The sequence below is a fragment of the uncultured Thiohalocapsa sp. genome (assembly GCF_913062725.1).
Taxonomy (GTDB): Bacteria; Pseudomonadota; Gammaproteobacteria; order Chromatiales; family Chromatiaceae; genus Thiohalocapsa.
In genome coordinates, this window is sequence record NZ_CAJXWY010000032.1 from 1 (window position 1) to 16,678 (window position 16,678).

Sequence of the window (16,678 nt, forward strand, 5' to 3'; positions counted from 1 at the left end):
TACACCGATGGCGCCTGCAAGGGCAATCCGGGACCCGGCGGCTGGGGCGTGCTGTTGCGTTGGGGTGCGCACGAGAAAGAGCTGTGCGGCGGCGAGGCGGATACCACCAACAATCGCATGGAGTTGATGGCCGTGATTCAAGCCCTGGAGGCGTTGACGCGCCCGTCTGCGGTGATCGTGCATGTCGACTCACGCTATGTGCAGGACGGTGTGGAGCGCTGGATGCCGCGCTGGAAGCGCAACGGCTGGCAGACGCGCGAGCGCAAGCCGGTCAAGAATCAGGATCTCTGGACGCGTCTGGACGCGGCCCTAAGCCGGCACAAGGTCGGCTGGCGCTGGATCAAGGGCCACAGCGGACATCCGGAGAACGAGCGCGCCGACCGCCTCGCCAACGACGGGATCCCGCGGCGGCAAAGGGCGCGTCGCTGAGGTCGGTGCGATCGCCACCGCCGCACGCCGTCCGGCATCCGGCGGCGGAGCTGATACCATAGCGAAGTACTCGGGCTTCGGGTCGGGCCCGGCACGGATGCCCGCCCGGCGCGCGCCGCCGATCGTCTTTCGCCAATCTGAGGTGTATCGCTTGTCCAAAACCGCATCCAATCGCGCCGAGCTGCCGCCGCTGAACGCCCTGGAGCGACGGGCCGCCGGCGGTCTCGCGGCCATCTTTGCGCTGCGGATGTTAGGGCTGTTCATGATTTTGCCGGTGTTCGCGCTCTACGCGCACGACCTCACCGGCGCAACGCCGCTATTGGTGGGGCTCGCCATCGGCGCCTACGGGCTCACCCAGGCGTTGCTGCAGATCCCCTTCGGTCTGCTGTCGGACCACATCGGCCGCAAGCCCGTCATCTACGCCGGGCTGATCCTTTTCGCGCTTGGCAGTGTTATCGCTGCCCTCGCCGATTCCATTCACTGGGTGATTGTCGGCCGGGCGCTCCAGGGCAGCGGCGCGGTGGCGGCGGCCGTGATTGCGCTGAGCGCGGACTTGACGCGCGAGACGGTGCGTACCCGCGCCATGGCCGCCATCGGTATCAGCGTGGCGCTGTCCTTCGCTGCCGCGCTGGTGCTGGGCCCCGTGATGGGGGAGCTCATCGGTGTCTCCGGCATCTTCTGGCTCACAGCTGTCTTCGCATTGCTGGGCATGGTGCTACTGGCCCGCGTGGTGCCCTCGCCCGCGCGCTCGGCGACGCATCGGGACGCCGAGCCGGTGCTGGATCAGTTGGGCGGCGTGGTTGCAGATCGCACCCTGCTGCGGCTGGATGGGGGGATTTTCCTGCTGCACCTCACCATGGTGAGCCTGTTCGTGGTGCTGCCCCTGTCGCTGGCAGACGCCGGGCTGGCGGCGGCGCAGCATTGGCAGATGTATTTGCCCGTGGTGCTTGCGGCCATCGTGCTCATGGTGCCCTTCATCGTCGTCGCCGAGCGCGCGGGCCGGGTGCGCGCCGTGCTGGTGGGCTCGGCGGCCGCTTTGGCCGTTGCCCTGCTCGGCTTCGCGGTGGCGCCGGCGAGCCTCTGGCTGCTGGCGGGCCTGCTCACCGTGATGTTCACGGTGTTCAACCTGCTCGAGGCGGTGCTGCCGTCGCTGGTGTCCAAGGCCGCCGGCGCCGGCGCCAAGGGTACGGCGATGGGGGTGTTCGCCAGTGCCCAGTTCACGGGCGCATTCCTCGGCGGGCTGCTCGGCGGACTGGCGCACGAGCGCTTTGGACCCGAGGCGGTGTACCTGGTGGGCGCCGGCGCGGCGCTGGTGTGGCTCACGGTGGCCTGGACACTGCGCCCGCCCGGGCAGCTGGTGACCCATCTGCTGCCGCTGGGCGAGTTGCCGGCGACGGCGCTGCCGAATCTGCGTGAGCGCCTGCTGGCGGTGCCCGGGGTCGAAGAGGCCGTGATCGCCGTGGACGAAGGCGTCGCCCATCTGAAAGTGGACAATCGGCGAATCGATTGGGCAAGATTGAGCGCTGTTGCCGGTGCCCACCAGTAGGCTGCGGATTGAGCTGGTCACCGGTATCTGGCACGCGGGGCTCGAGCACGTAGCTCCAACGGGGCGGGGGAAGTTTCATGCGCGGCGTCAACAAAGTGATTCTCGTGGGCAATCTGGGTGCCGACCCGGAGGTCCGCTACACCGCAACCGGTAGCGCGGTCACGAATATTCGCATCGCGACCAGTGAAAGCTGGAAGGACAAGACGACGGGGGAACCGCAGGAGCGTACGGAATGGCACCGAGTAACGCTCTTCGCGCGCCTGGGAGAGATCGCCGGGCAATACTTGCGCAAGGGTTCCAAGGTCTACATCGAGGGCAAGCTGCGCACCCGCAAATGGCAGGACCAGCAAGGTCAGGACCGTTGGAGCACCGAGATCATCGCCGATCAGATGCAGATGCTCGACAGCCGCGGTGGTGGTGACAGCGCTCAGGGGCAAAGTTATGGCACTGCACCACAGCAGGAGCGCGCACCGGAGCCTGCCACCGGCGGCGGTGCGTCCGAGGGTGGCTTTCCCGGCGATTCCGGCTTCGATGACGACATTCCGTTTTGAGCAGGTGTCGTTCCACCACCTTTTGAGCAGCTTTCACGCGCCCTCGATTTGTAGCAGATGTCCGACCTCCCCCGTGTTCTCCTCATCGGCTCCGACGGCCAGGTCGGCTGGGAACTGCGCCGCACGCTGGCGCCGGTCGGCCAGGTCATCGCCGCCTCGATGCACGGACAGGCCGGTCCCGCCATCGATTTGACCGACGCGGCGTCGATTCGCCGGGTGTTCAACGATGTGCAGCCGGATGCGGTGGTGAACGCCGCCGCCTACACCGCCGTCGACAAGGCCGAGAGCGAGCCCGAGCTCGCCCGCGCCATCAATGCCGATGCGGTGCATGTGCTCGCCGAGCTCTGCGTCGGCGCCGACATCCCGGTGGTGCACTATTCCACCGATTTCGTCTTCTCCGGTGACACCGATCATCCCTATCGCGAGGACGACGAGCCGGCGCCCATGAGCGTCTACGGCGAGACCAAGCGCGCCGGCGAGCTGGCACTGCTGGAGTCCGCCGCCGACGCCCTGGTGCTGCGCACGGCCTGGGTCTACGGTGTGCGCGGCCGAAACTTCCTGCTGACCATGCTCAACCTGTTTCGCGAGCGCACTGAGCTTCGCATCGTCGACGATCAAGTGGGCACGCCCACCTGGAGTCGTATGCTGGCGGAAGTGACTGCCCAAGTGATGCATGGCGTCTTCAACGGCGCCGTGGATATCAGGCAGGTGCGCGGCCTCTATCACGTCACCGGTGGCGGAGCCGTCTCCTGGTACGGTTTCGCGAGCGCCATCCGCGAGGCGACCTGCAACGATTGCACGCTGACCCCGATCTCCACCAGCGAATATCCGGCACCCGCTCGTCGTCCGCCCTATTCGGTGCTGGATACCACGAAGTTCCGTGCCACCTTCGGCCTGGCACTGCCGGATTGGCGCCAGTCGCTGGCCCTTTGTCTCGAAGATCTGCCCCAGCAACCGCCGCATTAGGCGAGCGCTGATGCGTCGGCTGACACGGGTAATCCGGCGTGTTCCGATCCTCGCGTAGAACCGTGTCGCATGGTCAGAGCGCTAAGTGCGTTTCCGACAGGCGTTGGGCAACTGCTGTCCAATGATGGTCACCAAGCCGCCGCAGGGCCTCGCCGAGACGCCAGTACACCGACCACCGGTACCATCGCGGCGGTGAGCGTCGCCATCGTCCACTCGGACATCCGCTAGACTGGAGCAACGTCCCCGGCCTGTCATCGCAGGGCGTGCCGCTGCCGAGTGATGCCCCCGCGCATGTCCCCCGTCGCCCGCCATGGATGGATCACAAGCCTGCTGGCGATGCTGTGCTTGTGGGTGGTCGTCGCCACCGCGTCGGGGCAGGCCGCCGTCGCCGAGGCCTCACGACCGGCTGCGGCGCCTGCCCAGGCGGTCGTCGATGCGGTGCGCTTCGCCTTCGGTCTGGAGGCTGCCTACTGGCAGCATCCCGATGCATTCCGCAGCCGGGATGCCGTGTACTCCCACTTCCGACAGGGGTTCAGTCCCGACCTCGCCGCGGCCATGACCGCCCATGTCCTTGGCGGCGATGGCGATCTCGCCACTTGGGTGCCGGAGCAGGTCCAGGTGGTGGAACTGGCGGCCAGCCACGCCCTGGTATGGTTCCCGACGCCGGCGGCCTTCGGTGCGTCCGGAGTCTGGAACCTGGCCGATTACATGCACGTGCGCCTGCGGCGTGAAGGCGCCCGCTGGGTGGTGGACTGGGCGGAGGATCGCGCGGCACCGCCGGCGCGCTGAAGCGCCTGTGAGTCGGCAATGCCCGGTGGGCTCAGCGCTCGGCGGAATGCCTGTTCCGCCGCATCGATGTGTGCGTCGAGTGCCGAGCGTTGCGGCCCCTCCAGGCTCGCGGCGTATTCACGCAGGCTGCCGGTGAAAGCGGCGAGCGCTGCCTCAACGTCGGCGTGCGCAATGCCCGTGCCGGGGTTTGCGTTGGCATTGGTCTCGGTGGCGGGGTCCGCCGGCTCGATGCGGGCGCTGCGCGGGATGAGTGTGCGACTGCCATCGCTCGCATGGGCAGTGACGGGCCCCGTCTTGCAGTAGCGCTCGCCCTGCCAATGGAAATAGCGACCGACTGGGAGTTGCGGGAATTTCATCACTCGTGCTCGGCGGTATGGTCACAGGGGCGCCCTCGGGGGGTGCGGTGGATGATTGTCGGGTGCTCGCAGCGCATTGATGGGGCGGCTCGCCGGTGGTCTCGACGCGGCGGGCGTCACGGCGTTCGGGCGAGACACCAGATATCCACCCGGCGCGCCCCCGCCCGACGCAGCGTCCGGGCCACCTCGCCGACGGTGCTGGCGGTGGTGATCACGTCGTCCAGCACGGCCACATGGGCGCCGGTCAAGTCCGCAGCGGCGCGAAAGGCGCCGAGCAGATTGTGCTGCCGCGCCTGACGTTCGAGGGCGGTTTGCGGCGGCGTCGCACGTGTGCGCTCGCAGGCGGCGACGACGGGCAGGTCCAGCGCCCGGCCGACCACACGCGCAAGCTCCAGCGCCTGATCATAGCCCCGCTCGCGCAGCCGTTGCATGTGCAATGGCACCGGGATGATGCAGGCTGGCCGAGTCACGGCGGCATCATGCAGGGATGTGGCCAGCAGCTCGCCCATCAGTCTCAGCGTATTCAGACGTCCGTTGAATTTGAAGCCCGCCACCAGCGTGGGCAGCGGCGGCTCGTAGCGAAAGGCCGCATGCGCCCGCGTGAACGCCGGGGGCTTGCGCCGGCAATCGCCGCACAGGGGCCCGTCATCGTCGTGTGCATGAGCGTCCCCGTGACCGGCCACCACCGGCAGCGGCAGCGCACAGCGCACGCAAGCACGGCCGAGCACTGGCAGCTCGGCGGCGCAGCCGGCGCAGAGGTCGTGGCCGTCGTCGCCCGGCGCGCCACAGAGGATACAGGTGGGCGGAAAAATCAGGTCCGCCGCCACCCGGCGCCAGCGCCCGAATGCCCCCGCCGGTGGTCGCCGCCGGCACCGGACAGCGTCGTCGTCAGGGCCAACATCAGGACCCGGATCAGTGCTCGGGACAGTGTCTGGCATGGCGGCTGTGCGGCGGCCCCTGTGGTGGTGCACGCATGGGTCGATGTCGCATCTTGCGGCCGGATCGCCGCCGGTGGCAAGCACCGGAATCGGGGTCGCCGTCGCCGCCCGACCGGACGCGCCACCGTGCGCCGCCGCCGCGCGACAGCCGCGCGCTTTCCGGCTAATATCTCACACGCTGATCAACGACATAAGCCGGCGCCAACAGCCGGCCTCCGGGGGATATCAATGCGTTGCTCGCCGTTCTGGATCATCACACTCTTGTTGCTCACGCCGCTCGCCGGCTGTGGCTCCAGCCCCAGTATCGACCCACCCGAGGCCAGGCTCGCGAGCGCCCGCCCAACCGCGGGCGAGCGACCCGTCGCCGTCAGCAGCACGCCGCGGCTCACCAGCGGGCCCTATGCGGGGCGCGCCGAGGTGGAGCGCTTCATCGATCGTATGCAGGCCAACGGCTACACCCGTGCCGAGCTGGTGGGCATCTTCTCCCGGGTGCGCCCGGACGATTGGATCATCGAGTACATGAACCGCCAGTGGCGTCCGGCGCCCGGTCCCAACGGCGCCTGGAGCCGTTATCGCGCCCGCCACATCACGCCCGCCATGCTGAGCCGCGGCACGGACTTCTGGAGCCAGCACGCGGCGGAGCTGGAGCGGGCATCGCGCCAGTATGGCGTGCCGCCGGAGTACATCGTCGCCATCATCGGCATCGAGACCAAATGGGGCGGCTACATGGGCAAGCATCGCATCATCGATGCGCTGGCCACGCTCGCCTTCGACTATCCGCGCCGTGGCGAGTATTTCACCGGCGAGCTGGAGAACTACCTGGTCATGGCCAGTCAGGAGGGCTTCGATCCGTTCCAGCCGGTGGGCTCCTTCGCCGGCGCCATGGGCTACGGTCAGTTCATGCCGTCGAGTTACCTGAAATACGCGGTGGATTTCGACGGCAATGGCCGCCGCGACCTCTGGAACAAAGAGGACGCCATCGGCAGCGTCGCACACTATTTCAAGCGCCACGGCTGGCGCAGCGGGGAGCCGGTAACGGTGCCCGCCACCGGCGGGACGGGCCTGCCGCAATCCATGGACGTCGGCTTCAAGAGCCGTTACCGGGTGCGCGATCTCGCCGCTCGCGGCGTACACCCGTCTCTGTCACTGCCGGATGACAAGCAGGTGAGCCTGTTGCGGCTCGACGCCTCGGGTGGCTACGAGTACTGGATTGGCCTGGACAACTTCCAGACCATCACCCGCTACAACAAAAGCACCTATTACGCCATGACGGTGCACCAGCTGGCGCAGGCGCTGCGGGCCCGGCGCGGCGGCAGCGCGCGCTATGTGGCCGAGCCCGGTGCCGACGCCGCGCCCCGGTCCGCTGGCTGACGATCCGCGATCTGCAGCGGTGGTTGCGGGGTGCAGTGGGGTGGAGTCCCCTCAGGTCTTGCCCTGCACCGTCACCACGATTTGCCGGCGCTGGGGATCGGTGCGGTGCTCGTACAGGAACACCCCCTGCCAGGTGCCGAGGGCGCAGCATCCGTTCGCCACGGGCAGGGTGAGATCCATGTTGGTGAGGATGGCACGCACATGGGCGGGCATGTCGTCGGCGCCTTCGGCGGTATGGCGGAACAGCGGATCGCCGTCCGGCACCAGGCGTGCCAGGAATACCTCCAAATCCCGGCGCACCGTCGGATCGGCGTTCTCGCACACAATCAGCGAGGCGCTGGTGTGTCGCACGAAGACGTGACAGAGTCCGGTGCGGATCTCGCTGTCTCGCACCACCGCCTGGACTTGGGCGGTAATGTTGGTCGTGCCACGCCCGCGCGTGGCCACCTCGAACTGCTGTTGACTCGTCTGCATGGCCGCGCCTCCGTCACATCGCCCCAACCTTCGCACCACCGCCGACACGCCGGCCCCGGATGCCCCGATGGCATTGGATCAGATCCCGGTCACGGGTCTCAAGCGGGTCGGTCCCAAGCTCGCCGAGCGTCTGCGCAAGCTGCGTATCCAGACGGTGGCGGATCTGCTGTTCCATCTGCCCGCCCGCTACCAGGACCGTTCCCGGCTGCGCCCGCTGGCGACCCTTCACGACGGCGACGAGGTGCTGGTGGAGGGCGTGGTGGTCGACGCCCAGATCAGCCACGGCCGGCGCCGCTCGCTCAAGGTCTGGCTGCGGGACGAGGCGGGCGGCGGACTGATGCTGCGGTTTTTCCATTTCTCCCGGGTGCAGATCGAGGGGATGGGCATGGGCAAGCGCCTGCGCTGCTTCGGCGAGGTGCGCCAGGGGCCGCAGACGCTGGAGATGGTGCATCCCGAGGTCCAGTACCGGGTCGACGATACGCCGGGCGCCGTCGGCGATGGCGCGGCGGTGGACGTGCCACTCACGCCCATTTATCCCTCCACCGAGGGCCTGCAGCAGATCACCTGGCGCGGCCTCACGGATCAGGCGCTGGCGCTGCTCGCCGCGCATCCCCGGGCGCTGTCGGATCTGGTGCCGGCGGCCATCGCCGACCCCCTGGGCCTGCCGGCGCTGCACAGGGCCATTGAGATCGTCCACCGTCCGCCGGCGGACGCGCCGGTGCAGGCGCTGGTGGAGCGCCGTCATCCCGCATGTCTGCGACTCGCCTTCGACGAAATGCTGGCCCACCAATTGGCCCTGCGGCGGCTGCGTGCGCAGCGGCGCCATCTGATGGCGGCGGCCCTCGGCGACGGCGGGACGCTGTGCGGCCGCCTCCTGGCGGCGTTGCCCTTCCCGCTCACCGGCGCACAACGTCGTGTGTTGCAGGAGATTCAGCGGGATCTCGCCGGCGCCCGGCCGATGATGCGGCTGCTGCAGGGGGATGTGGGCGCCGGCAAGACCGTGGTGGCCGCCCTGGCGGCCTTGCGGGCGGTGGAATGCGGTCGGCAGGCGGCGCTGATGGCGCCCACCGAGCTCCTCGCCGAGCAGCACCGCAAGAGCCTGGCGGCGTGGCTCGAGCCCCTCGGCATCGAGATCGCCTGGCTCTCCGGCCGGCACAAGGGCGCCGAGCGCTCGGCCGCACTCGCGCGGATTGCCGCCGGCGAGAGCCAGGTCATCGTCGGCACCCATGCGCTGTTCCAGCAGGACGTCGCCTTCGCGGCGCTGGGGCTGGTGATCATCGACGAGCAGCACCGCTTCGGCGTGCATCAGCGCATGGCCCTGCGCGAAAAGGGGGCGGACGGCGGCCGCCTGCCACACCAGCTCATCATGACCGCCACGCCCATCCCGCGCTCCCTCGCCATGGCGGTGTACGCGGATCTGGATTTATCCGTCATCGACGAGCTACCGCCGGGGCGCACCCCCATCAAGACCGTGGCGGTGCCGGACAGCCGCCGCGACGAAGTCATCGAGCGCGTGCGCAGCGCCTGCGGCGCCGGTCGCCAGGCCTATTGGGTCTGCACCCTGGTGGAAGAGTCCGAGGCCCTGCAGGCCCAGGCCGCGGAGGATGCCGCCGCGGATCTGCGCGAGCGCCTGCAGGACCTGCGCATCGGCCTGGTGCACGGGCGCGTGAAGGCCGGCGAGCGCGAACCGGTCATGGCCGCCTTCGCCGCCGGCGAGCTGGACCTGCTGGTGGCCACCACCGTCATCGAGGTGGGCGTGGACGTGCCCAACGCCAGCCTGATGATCATCGAGAATCCGGAGCGCCTCGGCCTTGCGCAACTCCACCAGCTGCGCGGGCGCGTCGGCCGCGGCGACGTGGAGAGCTTCTGCCTGCTGCTCTACCACGCGCCCCTCACCGCGGCGGCGCGGGAGCGCCTGGCGATCCTGCGCCGCGAGACCAGCGGCTTTGCCATCGCCGATGCGGACCTGCGCATGCGCGGCGCCGGCGAGGTGCTCGGCACCCGGCAGGCGGGGATGGCGGCGTTCCGGCTCGCCGATCCCCTGCGCGACAAGGATCTGGTACGTGCGGCCCAGCAGGGCGCCGATCAGCTGCTGGCGGACCGCTCGCCCGCCGGTGGCGAGCGCATCACCGCACTCATCCACCGCTGGCTCGGCGACCGCGAAACCTACGGGCACATTTGAGCGTCCGGTGTGTCAGCCCCATTGCGGGCGCCCGGTCCTTCGTCCTATCAATCCCGCGACGGCTCCCGGCCCACGTCCTCGAGATTCAGTCCGGCGGTCTCGATGCGAAACAGCCAGGTAATCAGAGCCCCGGCGATGGAGGTGCCGATCAGGATCATCAACAGGTTCTGAGTGCCGATATCGGCCAGCAATACCGGAAATAGGAAGGCGGTGGTCACAGCGCCGATCTTGGCGAAGGAGGCAGCGAATCCGGCGCCCTTGCCACGGATGGCGGTGGGGAAAACTTCACCGGCGATCAGGTAGGTCTGCGCGTTGGGGCCGAGGTTGGTCATGAAGTTGAAGAGCATAAAGCCGCCGAAGAGCAGGAACATCTGGGTGGCGCCGCTGGTATTGAGCGACAAGGCCGCCAGGGCCAGACCCGCGGCGCAGCCGATGAAGCCGATCACCTGCAGGCGCACCCGGCCGATGCGATCGGCGAGAAAGACGGCCGCCAGGATGCCGATAATCAACAATAGATCGAGTATCGCCGCACCCTTGGCGGCGATGATGTCATTGCTGATGATGTCGGCAATGTTGTGAGGGCTGTCGGTTTTATGACCGACGGTTGCGGCGAGGATGGTGGGCGTGAAGATGCCGATCCCATAGGTGCCAAGATCCTGCAGGAACCAGGGCAATGACGCAAAGACTGTGGCGCGGCGATTGGCTCTGGAGAAGAGTGCGCCGAATCCCGTGGCGCGGCGCCGCTCGTCCGACGCGGTGGCCGTCTCCGCTAATTCAATGCCCTGAGGATACTGCGGCTCGCGTGCGAGGAGCCGCTGGATTTCGTGCTCCGCCTGCGCTTTCTCGCCTCTCGAGAGTAGCCACTGGGCGCTGTCACTGATATAGAAGCGGCCGATGATTACCAGGATCGCGGGGATGATGGCTGATGCATACATCCACCGCCAGGCGGTGACCTCCGGGATGTTGGCGAGAATGAGATAGCCGACCGCCGTACCCACCAAGGCACCCACGGCCTGGAAGCCGAACGCACCCAGTACCATCTTACCCCGGTCCTTGCTGGGAATGCTTTCCGAGATCACGAGATGGGCCGTGGGATAGTCACAGCCCAATGCGGCCCCCATGCCCAGTAGGAAGATCGCTGTCCAGAGCCAGGACGGGCTGAAGACCAAGGCGACCAGGAAGCCCACGAAAATGATCAGCTCGGTGATGAACATGCGCTTGCGACCGAAGCGATCGGAGAGGCCGCCGAGTGCCGTTGCACCGATGAGGATACCGGCGAGGACTGCTGCGCCAATGATGCCTTTCTGGGAAGGGGTGAGGGTGAATTCCACCACCATCAGAGGCAGTGCGACACCCGTCATGAAGACGACCATACCCTCGAAGAACTTGCCGGCTGTTGCCAATAGCCAGATGCGCTTTTGCATGCTGGTGAGCGGCACGAAGTTGGTCTCCGTGCCATCCCGCCAGACGGGCGTCTCATCGATGTAGTTTTGGACACTGCGGGGCGGTGTTGGCCCTGTGTTCACTGCCATGAAATACGTCCTCGAGCGGCGTGTCGGTTTACAGATGCGAGAAGACCGCGGAGGCCGCAGCTCCGAAGCCGCCGTCACCGTAATTGACACGCTTGAACACGGCATGACGGTTCCTTGACCTTTTAATGACAAGGCCGAGCCATATCGTTATCGTGAAAGGCGAGAGCAATCACGCTGAATGGCACAAACGATTGTCCTGCCGTTTTCGGTATAGGAGATGTCCCAACACCGCAGGTGAGGTGCTGCGGGAGCATCCGGGTCGGCGCAACGGGTTGCCGGGCTGTGTGGATACGCCATGCCAAGCCCGCAGCGTACTTCGGCCCGGGTGGCGCCCAGGCCGCATGGATGGTGACGGTGCTCAGGGCGGAGCCCGGCCGCCTCGCGCGGATGCATTGGCTTGGGCGGGCGTTGAGGCGCGCAGCGGCCAAACACCGTCCAGATAGGCGATGCCGCCCAACTGGCGCATCTGCCGACGGATCCAGCGGCTGCGGCGCTCGACGTAGGCAGTCGGTGCCGCCGCCCGATAGCGCTCCGGGTTGGGCAGCACCGCCGCGAGGCTGGCGGCCTGCGTGGCAGTCAGCGCCGCCGCCGGGCGCTCGAAGAAGCGCCAGGCTGCGGCGCCGACGCCGAAGGTGCTCGGGCCGAACTGGGCGATGTTGAGATACACCTCCAGGATACGCTCCTTCGGCCACAGCGCCTCGATCACCAGCGTCAGCCAGGCTTCCAACGCCTTGCGCAACGGGTCGCGGCCCGGCCACAGGAAGAGGTTTTTCGCCGTCTGCTGGCTGATGGTGCTGGCGCCGCGCAGGCGTCCGCCGGAGCGGTATTCGGCCCAGGCCTGGCGCAGCTGGACCAGGTCGAAGCCGACGTGCTCCGGAAAGCGTTGGTCTTCGGCGGCCACCGCCGCGAGCGCCATCACCGGCGGGATGACGTCGGCGTCCACCCATTCGTGAAACAGGCGCGGTCTGGGCGCCCCCGACCCGGTGGCGCTGATCCAGTGGCGCACCATGAACGCCGATGTCGGCGGATCGACCCAGCGCAGCGGCGCCACCAACAGCACAGACAGCAGGACGCCCGCCCCCAAGACGATGCCGACCGCCTTGATGAGCATGCCGGGGCGCCGGTGGCGGCTCGCGCGGCGCTTGGTACGTCGGGTCTTGCTCACGGGCTCAGGCTTGGCATGGACGCCCCGTCGGGCGGCTGGCGGTCCCGGATCAGACGCCGCCGGGCGGGGCCCCGGGGCGTCGCGCGGGCGGCGGTGTCAGTCCCGCAGCAGGTCCGTGTTCAGATGTCGCAGCAACAGGCCACGAAACTTCTTGGCGCTCAGCAGCACCGTATCGCTCCAGGGCTCGGCATGGCCGGTTTTGGTCTCCAGCCAGGCGGCGAAGGAGCTGCGGGGCGAGCGCGTGGTGCTCTGACTGTCGAAGAGCTTGCTCTTGCGCGGATCGCCCGCCCAGTGGACCACCTGCGGCTGCTCGGGGCGAAACCAGAGAAAGTATCGCTCGAAGCGCTCGCCGTCGCGGTAGGCGCCGACGCGCACCGCCAGCAGGCCGCTGGCGGTGCGCTGATAGGCGGCCGCCGGTGAATACAGGATGGGTAGGGCGTTGGTCGCGAAGATGGGCTCAGGATGCGTACCCTCCAGCCAGGTCAAAAGCGCCTGCACCTGCGCTGGTGAGGGCGTGCTGCCGTAGCTGGCGAGCTCGCCGCCCCGGGCGTCCGCGAGCACGGCGCCGTCGGCCCGGACCAGCTTGAGCAGGGCGTGGGCGACGTGGAAGTCGCGGTCGGCGCCGGTCTCGAAGGCGGCGATGCCCGCCGCCAGCCGGGCGATGTCCCGATCACTGTCGCTGACCGCGGCGAGCCTGCGGCTGGTCTGGTAACCGGAGACGCCGAGGGCGAAGACCTGCACGAGATCGGCGCAGCGCTCGCGCAGTTGCAAGGCTAACGCGCGCGGCTCGTGATGATGGCAGGCGATGAGTCCCCAGAGCGACTCGTTCAGCACCACCGAAAAGGACAGGGACGCGGTCACCTCCATGTTGTGGAGGTATTCGATGTGCACCGGCGAGACGGCGCGCAGGTCCGACTGGGTCAGGTCCGACGTGAAGCCAGAGGCGGCGACGATGGGCTCAGGTGCAGCATTCACGTCCGGGATTTGACGGTGCCGGTTGGCGAGATAGAGGTCTCTGGCAATTTGCGGGATGTCCGAGGCGGGGTAGCGCAGGCCAAGATAGGGGGCGAGACCGGGCTCGGCGGCCTCGGCGATGACCTCGCCACAGCCGTCGGGCAGAAAACGATAGACCATCACACGCCCGAACCCGCTCAAGTGCTGCATTTGCTCCGCCAGGAGCCGACAGTGTGCCTCCCACTCCTGCGCCGTGTGGGGCATGCGGTAGAGGGCGTGGGGCACCGGCCGCAGGGCGTGCTGCTGTTGCGCGCTCGGCAGGGCCGGTTCCAGTTCCAACAGCCAATGCTCGGCGGTGCGAGAGAGCATCGCGTCCAACGGGCCACGCGGGCCGCCGGTCAAGTCCGCCAGCACGAGCTTCTCGGCATGTCCGGTGCGCGGCGGCGGCGCGCTGGCGAGCGCCTGCTCCAGCGCTGCTGCCGCTTCGGGGCGCAGCCCCGCCTCGGCGCCGGCGGCGCGCGTCCGGTCCAGCAACTGCCGCAGTGGCAGGCCGAGGGCGTGCTCGGGCGGCACGCCGAGCCAGGCCTCGAGATCCGCGCTGGCGCACCGAATACCGCCGTCGCCAATGCATCCGCCGAGCAGCGCGCCATAGGGCTGGATGGCCCCGATGCGGTTCAGCGCCTCGCGCTCGCAGGCCTCGATGAAACCAGGGTCCAGATCGGTCATCCGCGTTCGGCTTGGCTCGTTGTTGGCGGTTGGTTTGTCGTCAGGTGCTGGTCCGCTCGGTCGGGGGCAAGTCCGAGACGTCGCTCGGGCAGCCCGGAGAACCGCGCGTTTGGCCATGGGTTGCGTTGGCCCCGGCCCTGGCAAAGGCGGCGTGCATGACCTCGAAGGTGCTCAGGGCGCCGTTCAGCACCGCGGGCACGCTGTGCGGCAACTGTACCGCCCAGGTCTCCAGCGCGCGACCGAAGCATCGCCAGTCACCGGTCCGGCGGTGACTGCGGAACTCGAGGAAGGCAGTGGGGAGGGGCACAGCCGCCGCCTGCGCGGCCTGTGGGCCGCCCGCGGGTGGACTGAGCGCGACGTGCTGCCCGTTGCCGGTGCCGCCGTCGGTGGAGTCGCCGCACGACCTGGCGGCGCATGCGGCGGGCCAGTGGCTGCGCAGGCGTCTGGCGATGACCTGCCCACCGAGGGTCGCGCCCTCCAGCACATAAAGCCCGCCCAGGGCCATCGCCGTGCGTTGGGTGCCGGCGGCGCTCAAGCGCCGGTCGATCTCGCTGCGCAAGTCTTCGGCCGGCGGCGGCTCGGCGGCCGCCGAGCCCCGCAGCGCCCGTAAGTCCTGTTGCAGGGCCGGCAGTTTTGGGGCGATGCCCAGGGCAGTGAGGAGGGGTGGTGGCACGGCGGCGTAGAGGGCGGGCTCCAGGGCTGCGTAGACGCCGTGCAGGGTCAGCAGATAGTGCCCATAGCCGGCGTTGCTCGGCTGTGGGCCGAGCACGGTCTGCATGAGCGGCAGGGCTTCGGTGGCGGCGTGAATGGCCGCGGTGTGCTCGCGCAGTCGGCGCATCAGCCCGGGTGTCCCGCGGACCTGATCCGTTACCCGCTCGTCGCCCGTCTGTCGGGTGGCCGCGGTCATCGGCGCCGGGCGGGCTGCAGCCCATCGGTGGCGTCGAGGAAGAACGGCCCCCGCCGCCGGAGGAGTACCTCAGCGCGGCCGGCTGCCCGGCTGGATTCGGTCCACTGCACGAGGCGGCGGTTGCTTGAGACGGACATAACCGGTGGCGACGTCTTCCGGGTTGATATGGATGCTTTGGGCGCGCAGCTATTGCTCATTGGCGGTGCCCGCGAATCGCAGTGCCTCGGTCCCGGCCCAACTCGCCCACGTCCGAGCCAATGCCACGCGCAGACAGTCAAGACTCGGCCGGGCCCGACGACGCGATCATACATCTGTCGCCCACGCGAAACGTCTGGCTTGGGCGGCCCGGCAGGGCATCAAGGCGCCGCGATCGCGCCACTGCGCCGGCGCCGCTCGTCGACGCCTCCGGTGGCGCCGGCTTAGGCGCAGGTCTGGCGAGCGGGTGCCGGGTTCGTTGATTACAGCCTGGTAACGCTACGGCAGCCCAGGATTAATGCGGTCCGTGGCACCCTCACAACGGCGCGGTTTACGGGTCTTCGGGCTTAGCGGGCTCGGTGGTGGCCGAGGCACAGTGGGCAGACGCCCCCGTCAGCGCCGCGACAGCCTCCCTGCCGCCGGGCCGGTGGCCGCCGCCCGGCGGGCTGCGGCTTGCGGCGGACGGTTGATCGATGTCGGGTATCGACGCGCCGCGCCGACGGTGCGCAAAGCGCAACACACTGCTGAGGAAAGTTCGCATGTCCCAACCAAGCCCAGAGACGGCCGCGGCAGCCGCGTCGGAGGTCCGGGAGCGCACGGCGACAAGCCCGGAGCAGGCCGCCTTCGGCCGGCTGCGCGCGGATCTGCGTGCGCGCATCGTCGGCCAGGATGCGCTGATCGAGCGCCTGCTCATCGCGCTGCTGGCCGACGGGCATCTGCTGGTGGAGGGCGCCCCGGGCCTGGCCAAGACCACCGCCGTGAAGGAGCTCGCCGCGCGCATCGAGGGCAACTTCCAGCGCGTGCAGTTCACGCCGGATCTGCTGCCCGGAGACCTCACCGGCACCGATGTCTACCGCGCCGAAACCGCCAGCTTCCACTTCCAGCCCGGCCCCCTGTTCCACAATCTGGTGCTCGCCGACGAGGTGAACCGCGCCCCCGCCAAGGTGCAGTCGGCGCTGCTGGAGGCCATGGGCGAGCGCCAGATCACCGTCGGCGGGCGCACCTATCAGCTGCCCTGGCCCTTCCTGGTGATGGCCACGCAGAACCCCATCGAGCAGGAGGGCACCTATCCGCTGCCCGAGGCGCAGCTGGATCGGTTTCTGATGCATGTGCGCGTGAGCTACCCGGATCCGGCCTCGGAGCGCAGGATTCTGGACATCGCGCGGGCGCAGGCGCGCGGCGATCTCGACAGCCCGGAGGCTGCACACGAGCCGCAGATCGGCCATGGGCAGATCCGCGCCGCCCGGGAAGCGGTGATGGACTTGCATATGGCCGGCCAGCTGGAGGAGTACCTGATTCAGCTGGTGCTCGCCACCCGCGATCCAGCCCCCTACGACGCCGATCTGGCGCGACTGGTGGATTACGGCGCCAGCCCCCGGGCCACCATTGCCCTGGACCGCTGCGCCCGGGCGCGCGCCTGGCTGCGGGGGGCCGAGTACGTGACGCCGGAGGACGTGCACGCCGTCGCCTTCGACGTGCTGCGCCATCGCGTGCTGCTGAGCTACGCGGCGGAGGCCGAGGGCGTGGATACCGACGCCTTCGTCGGTGCGTTGATCCGCCATGTGCCGGCGGTGTGAGGGGTGGGGTTTGGATACTG

14 protein-coding genes are annotated in these 16,678 nt (G+C 68.7%); 8 read left to right on the forward strand and 6 right to left on the reverse strand.

Annotation, left to right across the window (positions count from 1 at the left end):
• From rnhA to QZ588_RS10250, 5 genes are all read left to right on the forward strand, one after another.
• Positions 1-429: ribonuclease HI (rnhA, locus tag QZ588_RS10230; protein WP_295542365.1), on the forward strand; the 429-nt coding region annotated here is incomplete at its 5' end.
• A gap of 151 nt (positions 430-580) precedes the next feature.
• A complete protein-coding gene (locus QZ588_RS10235) occupies positions 581-1,975 on the forward strand; it encodes an MFS transporter (RefSeq protein WP_295542367.1) in 1,395 nt (464 codons plus the stop codon).
• A 77-nt stretch (positions 1,976-2,052) separates the two neighbouring features.
• Positions 2,053-2,526 (forward strand): single-stranded DNA-binding protein, encoded by a 474-nt coding sequence (locus tag QZ588_RS10240; protein WP_295542369.1) that lies wholly within the window; start codon positions 2,053-2,055, stop codon positions 2,524-2,526.
• Positions 2,527-2,583: 57 nt separating this feature from the next.
• Entirely contained in the window at positions 2,584-3,492 is a 909-nt protein-coding gene (gene rfbD, locus QZ588_RS10245; RefSeq protein WP_295542372.1) for a dTDP-4-dehydrorhamnose reductase, read from the forward strand.
• A 291-nt stretch (positions 3,493-3,783) separates the two neighbouring features.
• Positions 3,784-4,281 (forward strand): hypothetical protein, encoded by a 498-nt coding sequence (locus QZ588_RS10250; RefSeq protein WP_295542375.1) that lies wholly within the window; start codon positions 3,784-3,786, stop codon positions 4,279-4,281.
• Between the two features lie 472 nt (positions 4,282-4,753).
• On the opposite strand, the gene QZ588_RS10255 is transcribed toward QZ588_RS10250, so the two are convergent.
• Positions 4,754-5,575 carry a ComF family protein gene (locus tag QZ588_RS10255; protein ID WP_295542377.1) on the reverse strand — a complete coding sequence of 274 codons (822 nt, stop codon included), beginning with the start codon at positions 5,573-5,575 and terminating at the stop codon, positions 4,754-4,756.
• 261 nt (positions 5,576-5,836) lie between these two features.
• On the opposite strand from QZ588_RS10255, the gene mltB reads away from it, so the two are divergent.
• Complete coding sequence (gene mltB, locus QZ588_RS10260; RefSeq protein ID WP_295542379.1) at positions 5,837-6,946, forward strand: lytic murein transglycosylase B; 1,110 nt, start codon at positions 5,837-5,839, stop codon at positions 6,944-6,946.
• A 51-nt stretch (positions 6,947-6,997) separates the two neighbouring features.
• Here mltB and QZ588_RS10265 read toward each other — a convergent pair whose 3' ends face one another.
• Positions 6,998-7,420, reverse strand: a complete 423-nt coding sequence (locus QZ588_RS10265; RefSeq protein WP_295542381.1) for a secondary thiamine-phosphate synthase enzyme YjbQ — start codon at positions 7,418-7,420, stop codon at positions 6,998-7,000.
• 67 nt (positions 7,421-7,487) lie between these two features.
• Here QZ588_RS10265 and recG point away from each other — a divergent pair, with 67 nt between their 5' ends.
• On the forward strand, positions 7,488-9,602 hold the full coding sequence (gene recG / locus QZ588_RS10270; RefSeq protein ID WP_295542383.1) for an ATP-dependent DNA helicase RecG: 2,115 nt from the start codon (positions 7,488-7,490) through the stop codon (positions 9,600-9,602).
• 47 nt (positions 9,603-9,649) lie between these two features.
• On the opposite strand, the gene QZ588_RS10275 is transcribed toward recG, so the two are convergent.
• From QZ588_RS10275 to QZ588_RS10290, 4 genes are all read right to left on the reverse strand, one after another.
• Positions 9,650-11,134 carry an MFS transporter gene (locus QZ588_RS10275; RefSeq protein ID WP_295542385.1) on the reverse strand — a complete coding sequence of 495 codons (1,485 nt, stop codon included), beginning with the start codon at positions 11,132-11,134 and terminating at the stop codon, positions 9,650-9,652.
• Between the two features lie 358 nt (positions 11,135-11,492).
• A complete protein-coding gene (gene mtgA, locus QZ588_RS10280) occupies positions 11,493-12,299 on the reverse strand; it encodes a monofunctional biosynthetic peptidoglycan transglycosylase (protein ID WP_295542387.1) in 807 nt (268 codons plus the stop codon).
• 96 nt (positions 12,300-12,395) lie between these two features.
• Positions 12,396-13,979 (reverse strand): GAF domain-containing protein, encoded by a 1,584-nt coding sequence (locus QZ588_RS10285; RefSeq protein ID WP_295542388.1) that lies wholly within the window; start codon positions 13,977-13,979, stop codon positions 12,396-12,398.
• 40 nt (positions 13,980-14,019) lie between these two features.
• Positions 14,020-14,886 carry a biliverdin-producing heme oxygenase gene (locus QZ588_RS10290; protein ID WP_295542390.1) on the reverse strand — a complete coding sequence of 289 codons (867 nt, stop codon included), beginning with the start codon at positions 14,884-14,886 and terminating at the stop codon, positions 14,020-14,022.
• A gap of 734 nt (positions 14,887-15,620) precedes the next feature.
• On the opposite strand from QZ588_RS10290, the gene QZ588_RS10295 reads away from it, so the two are divergent.
• Complete coding sequence (locus QZ588_RS10295) at positions 15,621-16,658, forward strand: AAA family ATPase (RefSeq protein ID WP_295542392.1); 1,038 nt, start codon at positions 15,621-15,623, stop codon at positions 16,656-16,658.
• Positions 16,659-16,678 lie beyond the last annotated feature (20 nt).

Excerpts from the sequence above, each read along its gene's own strand:
- rfbD (WP_295542372.1), top strand. The coding sequence starts at position 2,584 with ATGTCCGACCTCCCCCGTGTTCTCCTCATCGGCTCCGACGGCCAGGTC.
- QZ588_RS10295 (WP_295542392.1), top strand. The coding sequence starts at position 15,621 with ATGTCCCAACCAAGCCCAGAGACGGCCGCGGCAGCCGCGTCGGAGGTC.
- QZ588_RS10250 (WP_295542375.1), top strand. The coding sequence starts at position 3,784 with ATGTCCCCCGTCGCCCGCCATGGATGGATCACAAGCCTGCTGGCGATG.
- QZ588_RS10285 (WP_295542388.1), bottom strand. The coding sequence starts at position 13,979 with ATGACCGATCTGGACCCTGGTTTCATCGAGGCCTGCGAGCGCGAGGCG.
- QZ588_RS10290 (WP_295542390.1), bottom strand. The coding sequence starts at position 14,886 with ATGACCGCGGCCACCCGACAGACGGGCGACGAGCGGGTAACGGATCAG.
- QZ588_RS10255 (WP_295542377.1), bottom strand. The coding sequence starts at position 5,575 with ATGCCAGACACTGTCCCGAGCACTGATCCGGGTCCTGATGTTGGCCCT.
- QZ588_RS10240 (WP_295542369.1), top strand. The coding sequence starts at position 2,053 with ATGCGCGGCGTCAACAAAGTGATTCTCGTGGGCAATCTGGGTGCCGAC.
- QZ588_RS10275 (WP_295542385.1), bottom strand. The coding sequence starts at position 11,134 with ATGGCAGTGAACACAGGGCCAACACCGCCCCGCAGTGTCCAAAACTAC.
- recG (WP_295542383.1), top strand. The coding sequence starts at position 7,488 with ATGGCATTGGATCAGATCCCGGTCACGGGTCTCAAGCGGGTCGGTCCC.
- QZ588_RS10265 (WP_295542381.1), bottom strand. The coding sequence starts at position 7,420 with ATGCAGACGAGTCAACAGCAGTTCGAGGTGGCCACGCGCGGGCGTGGC.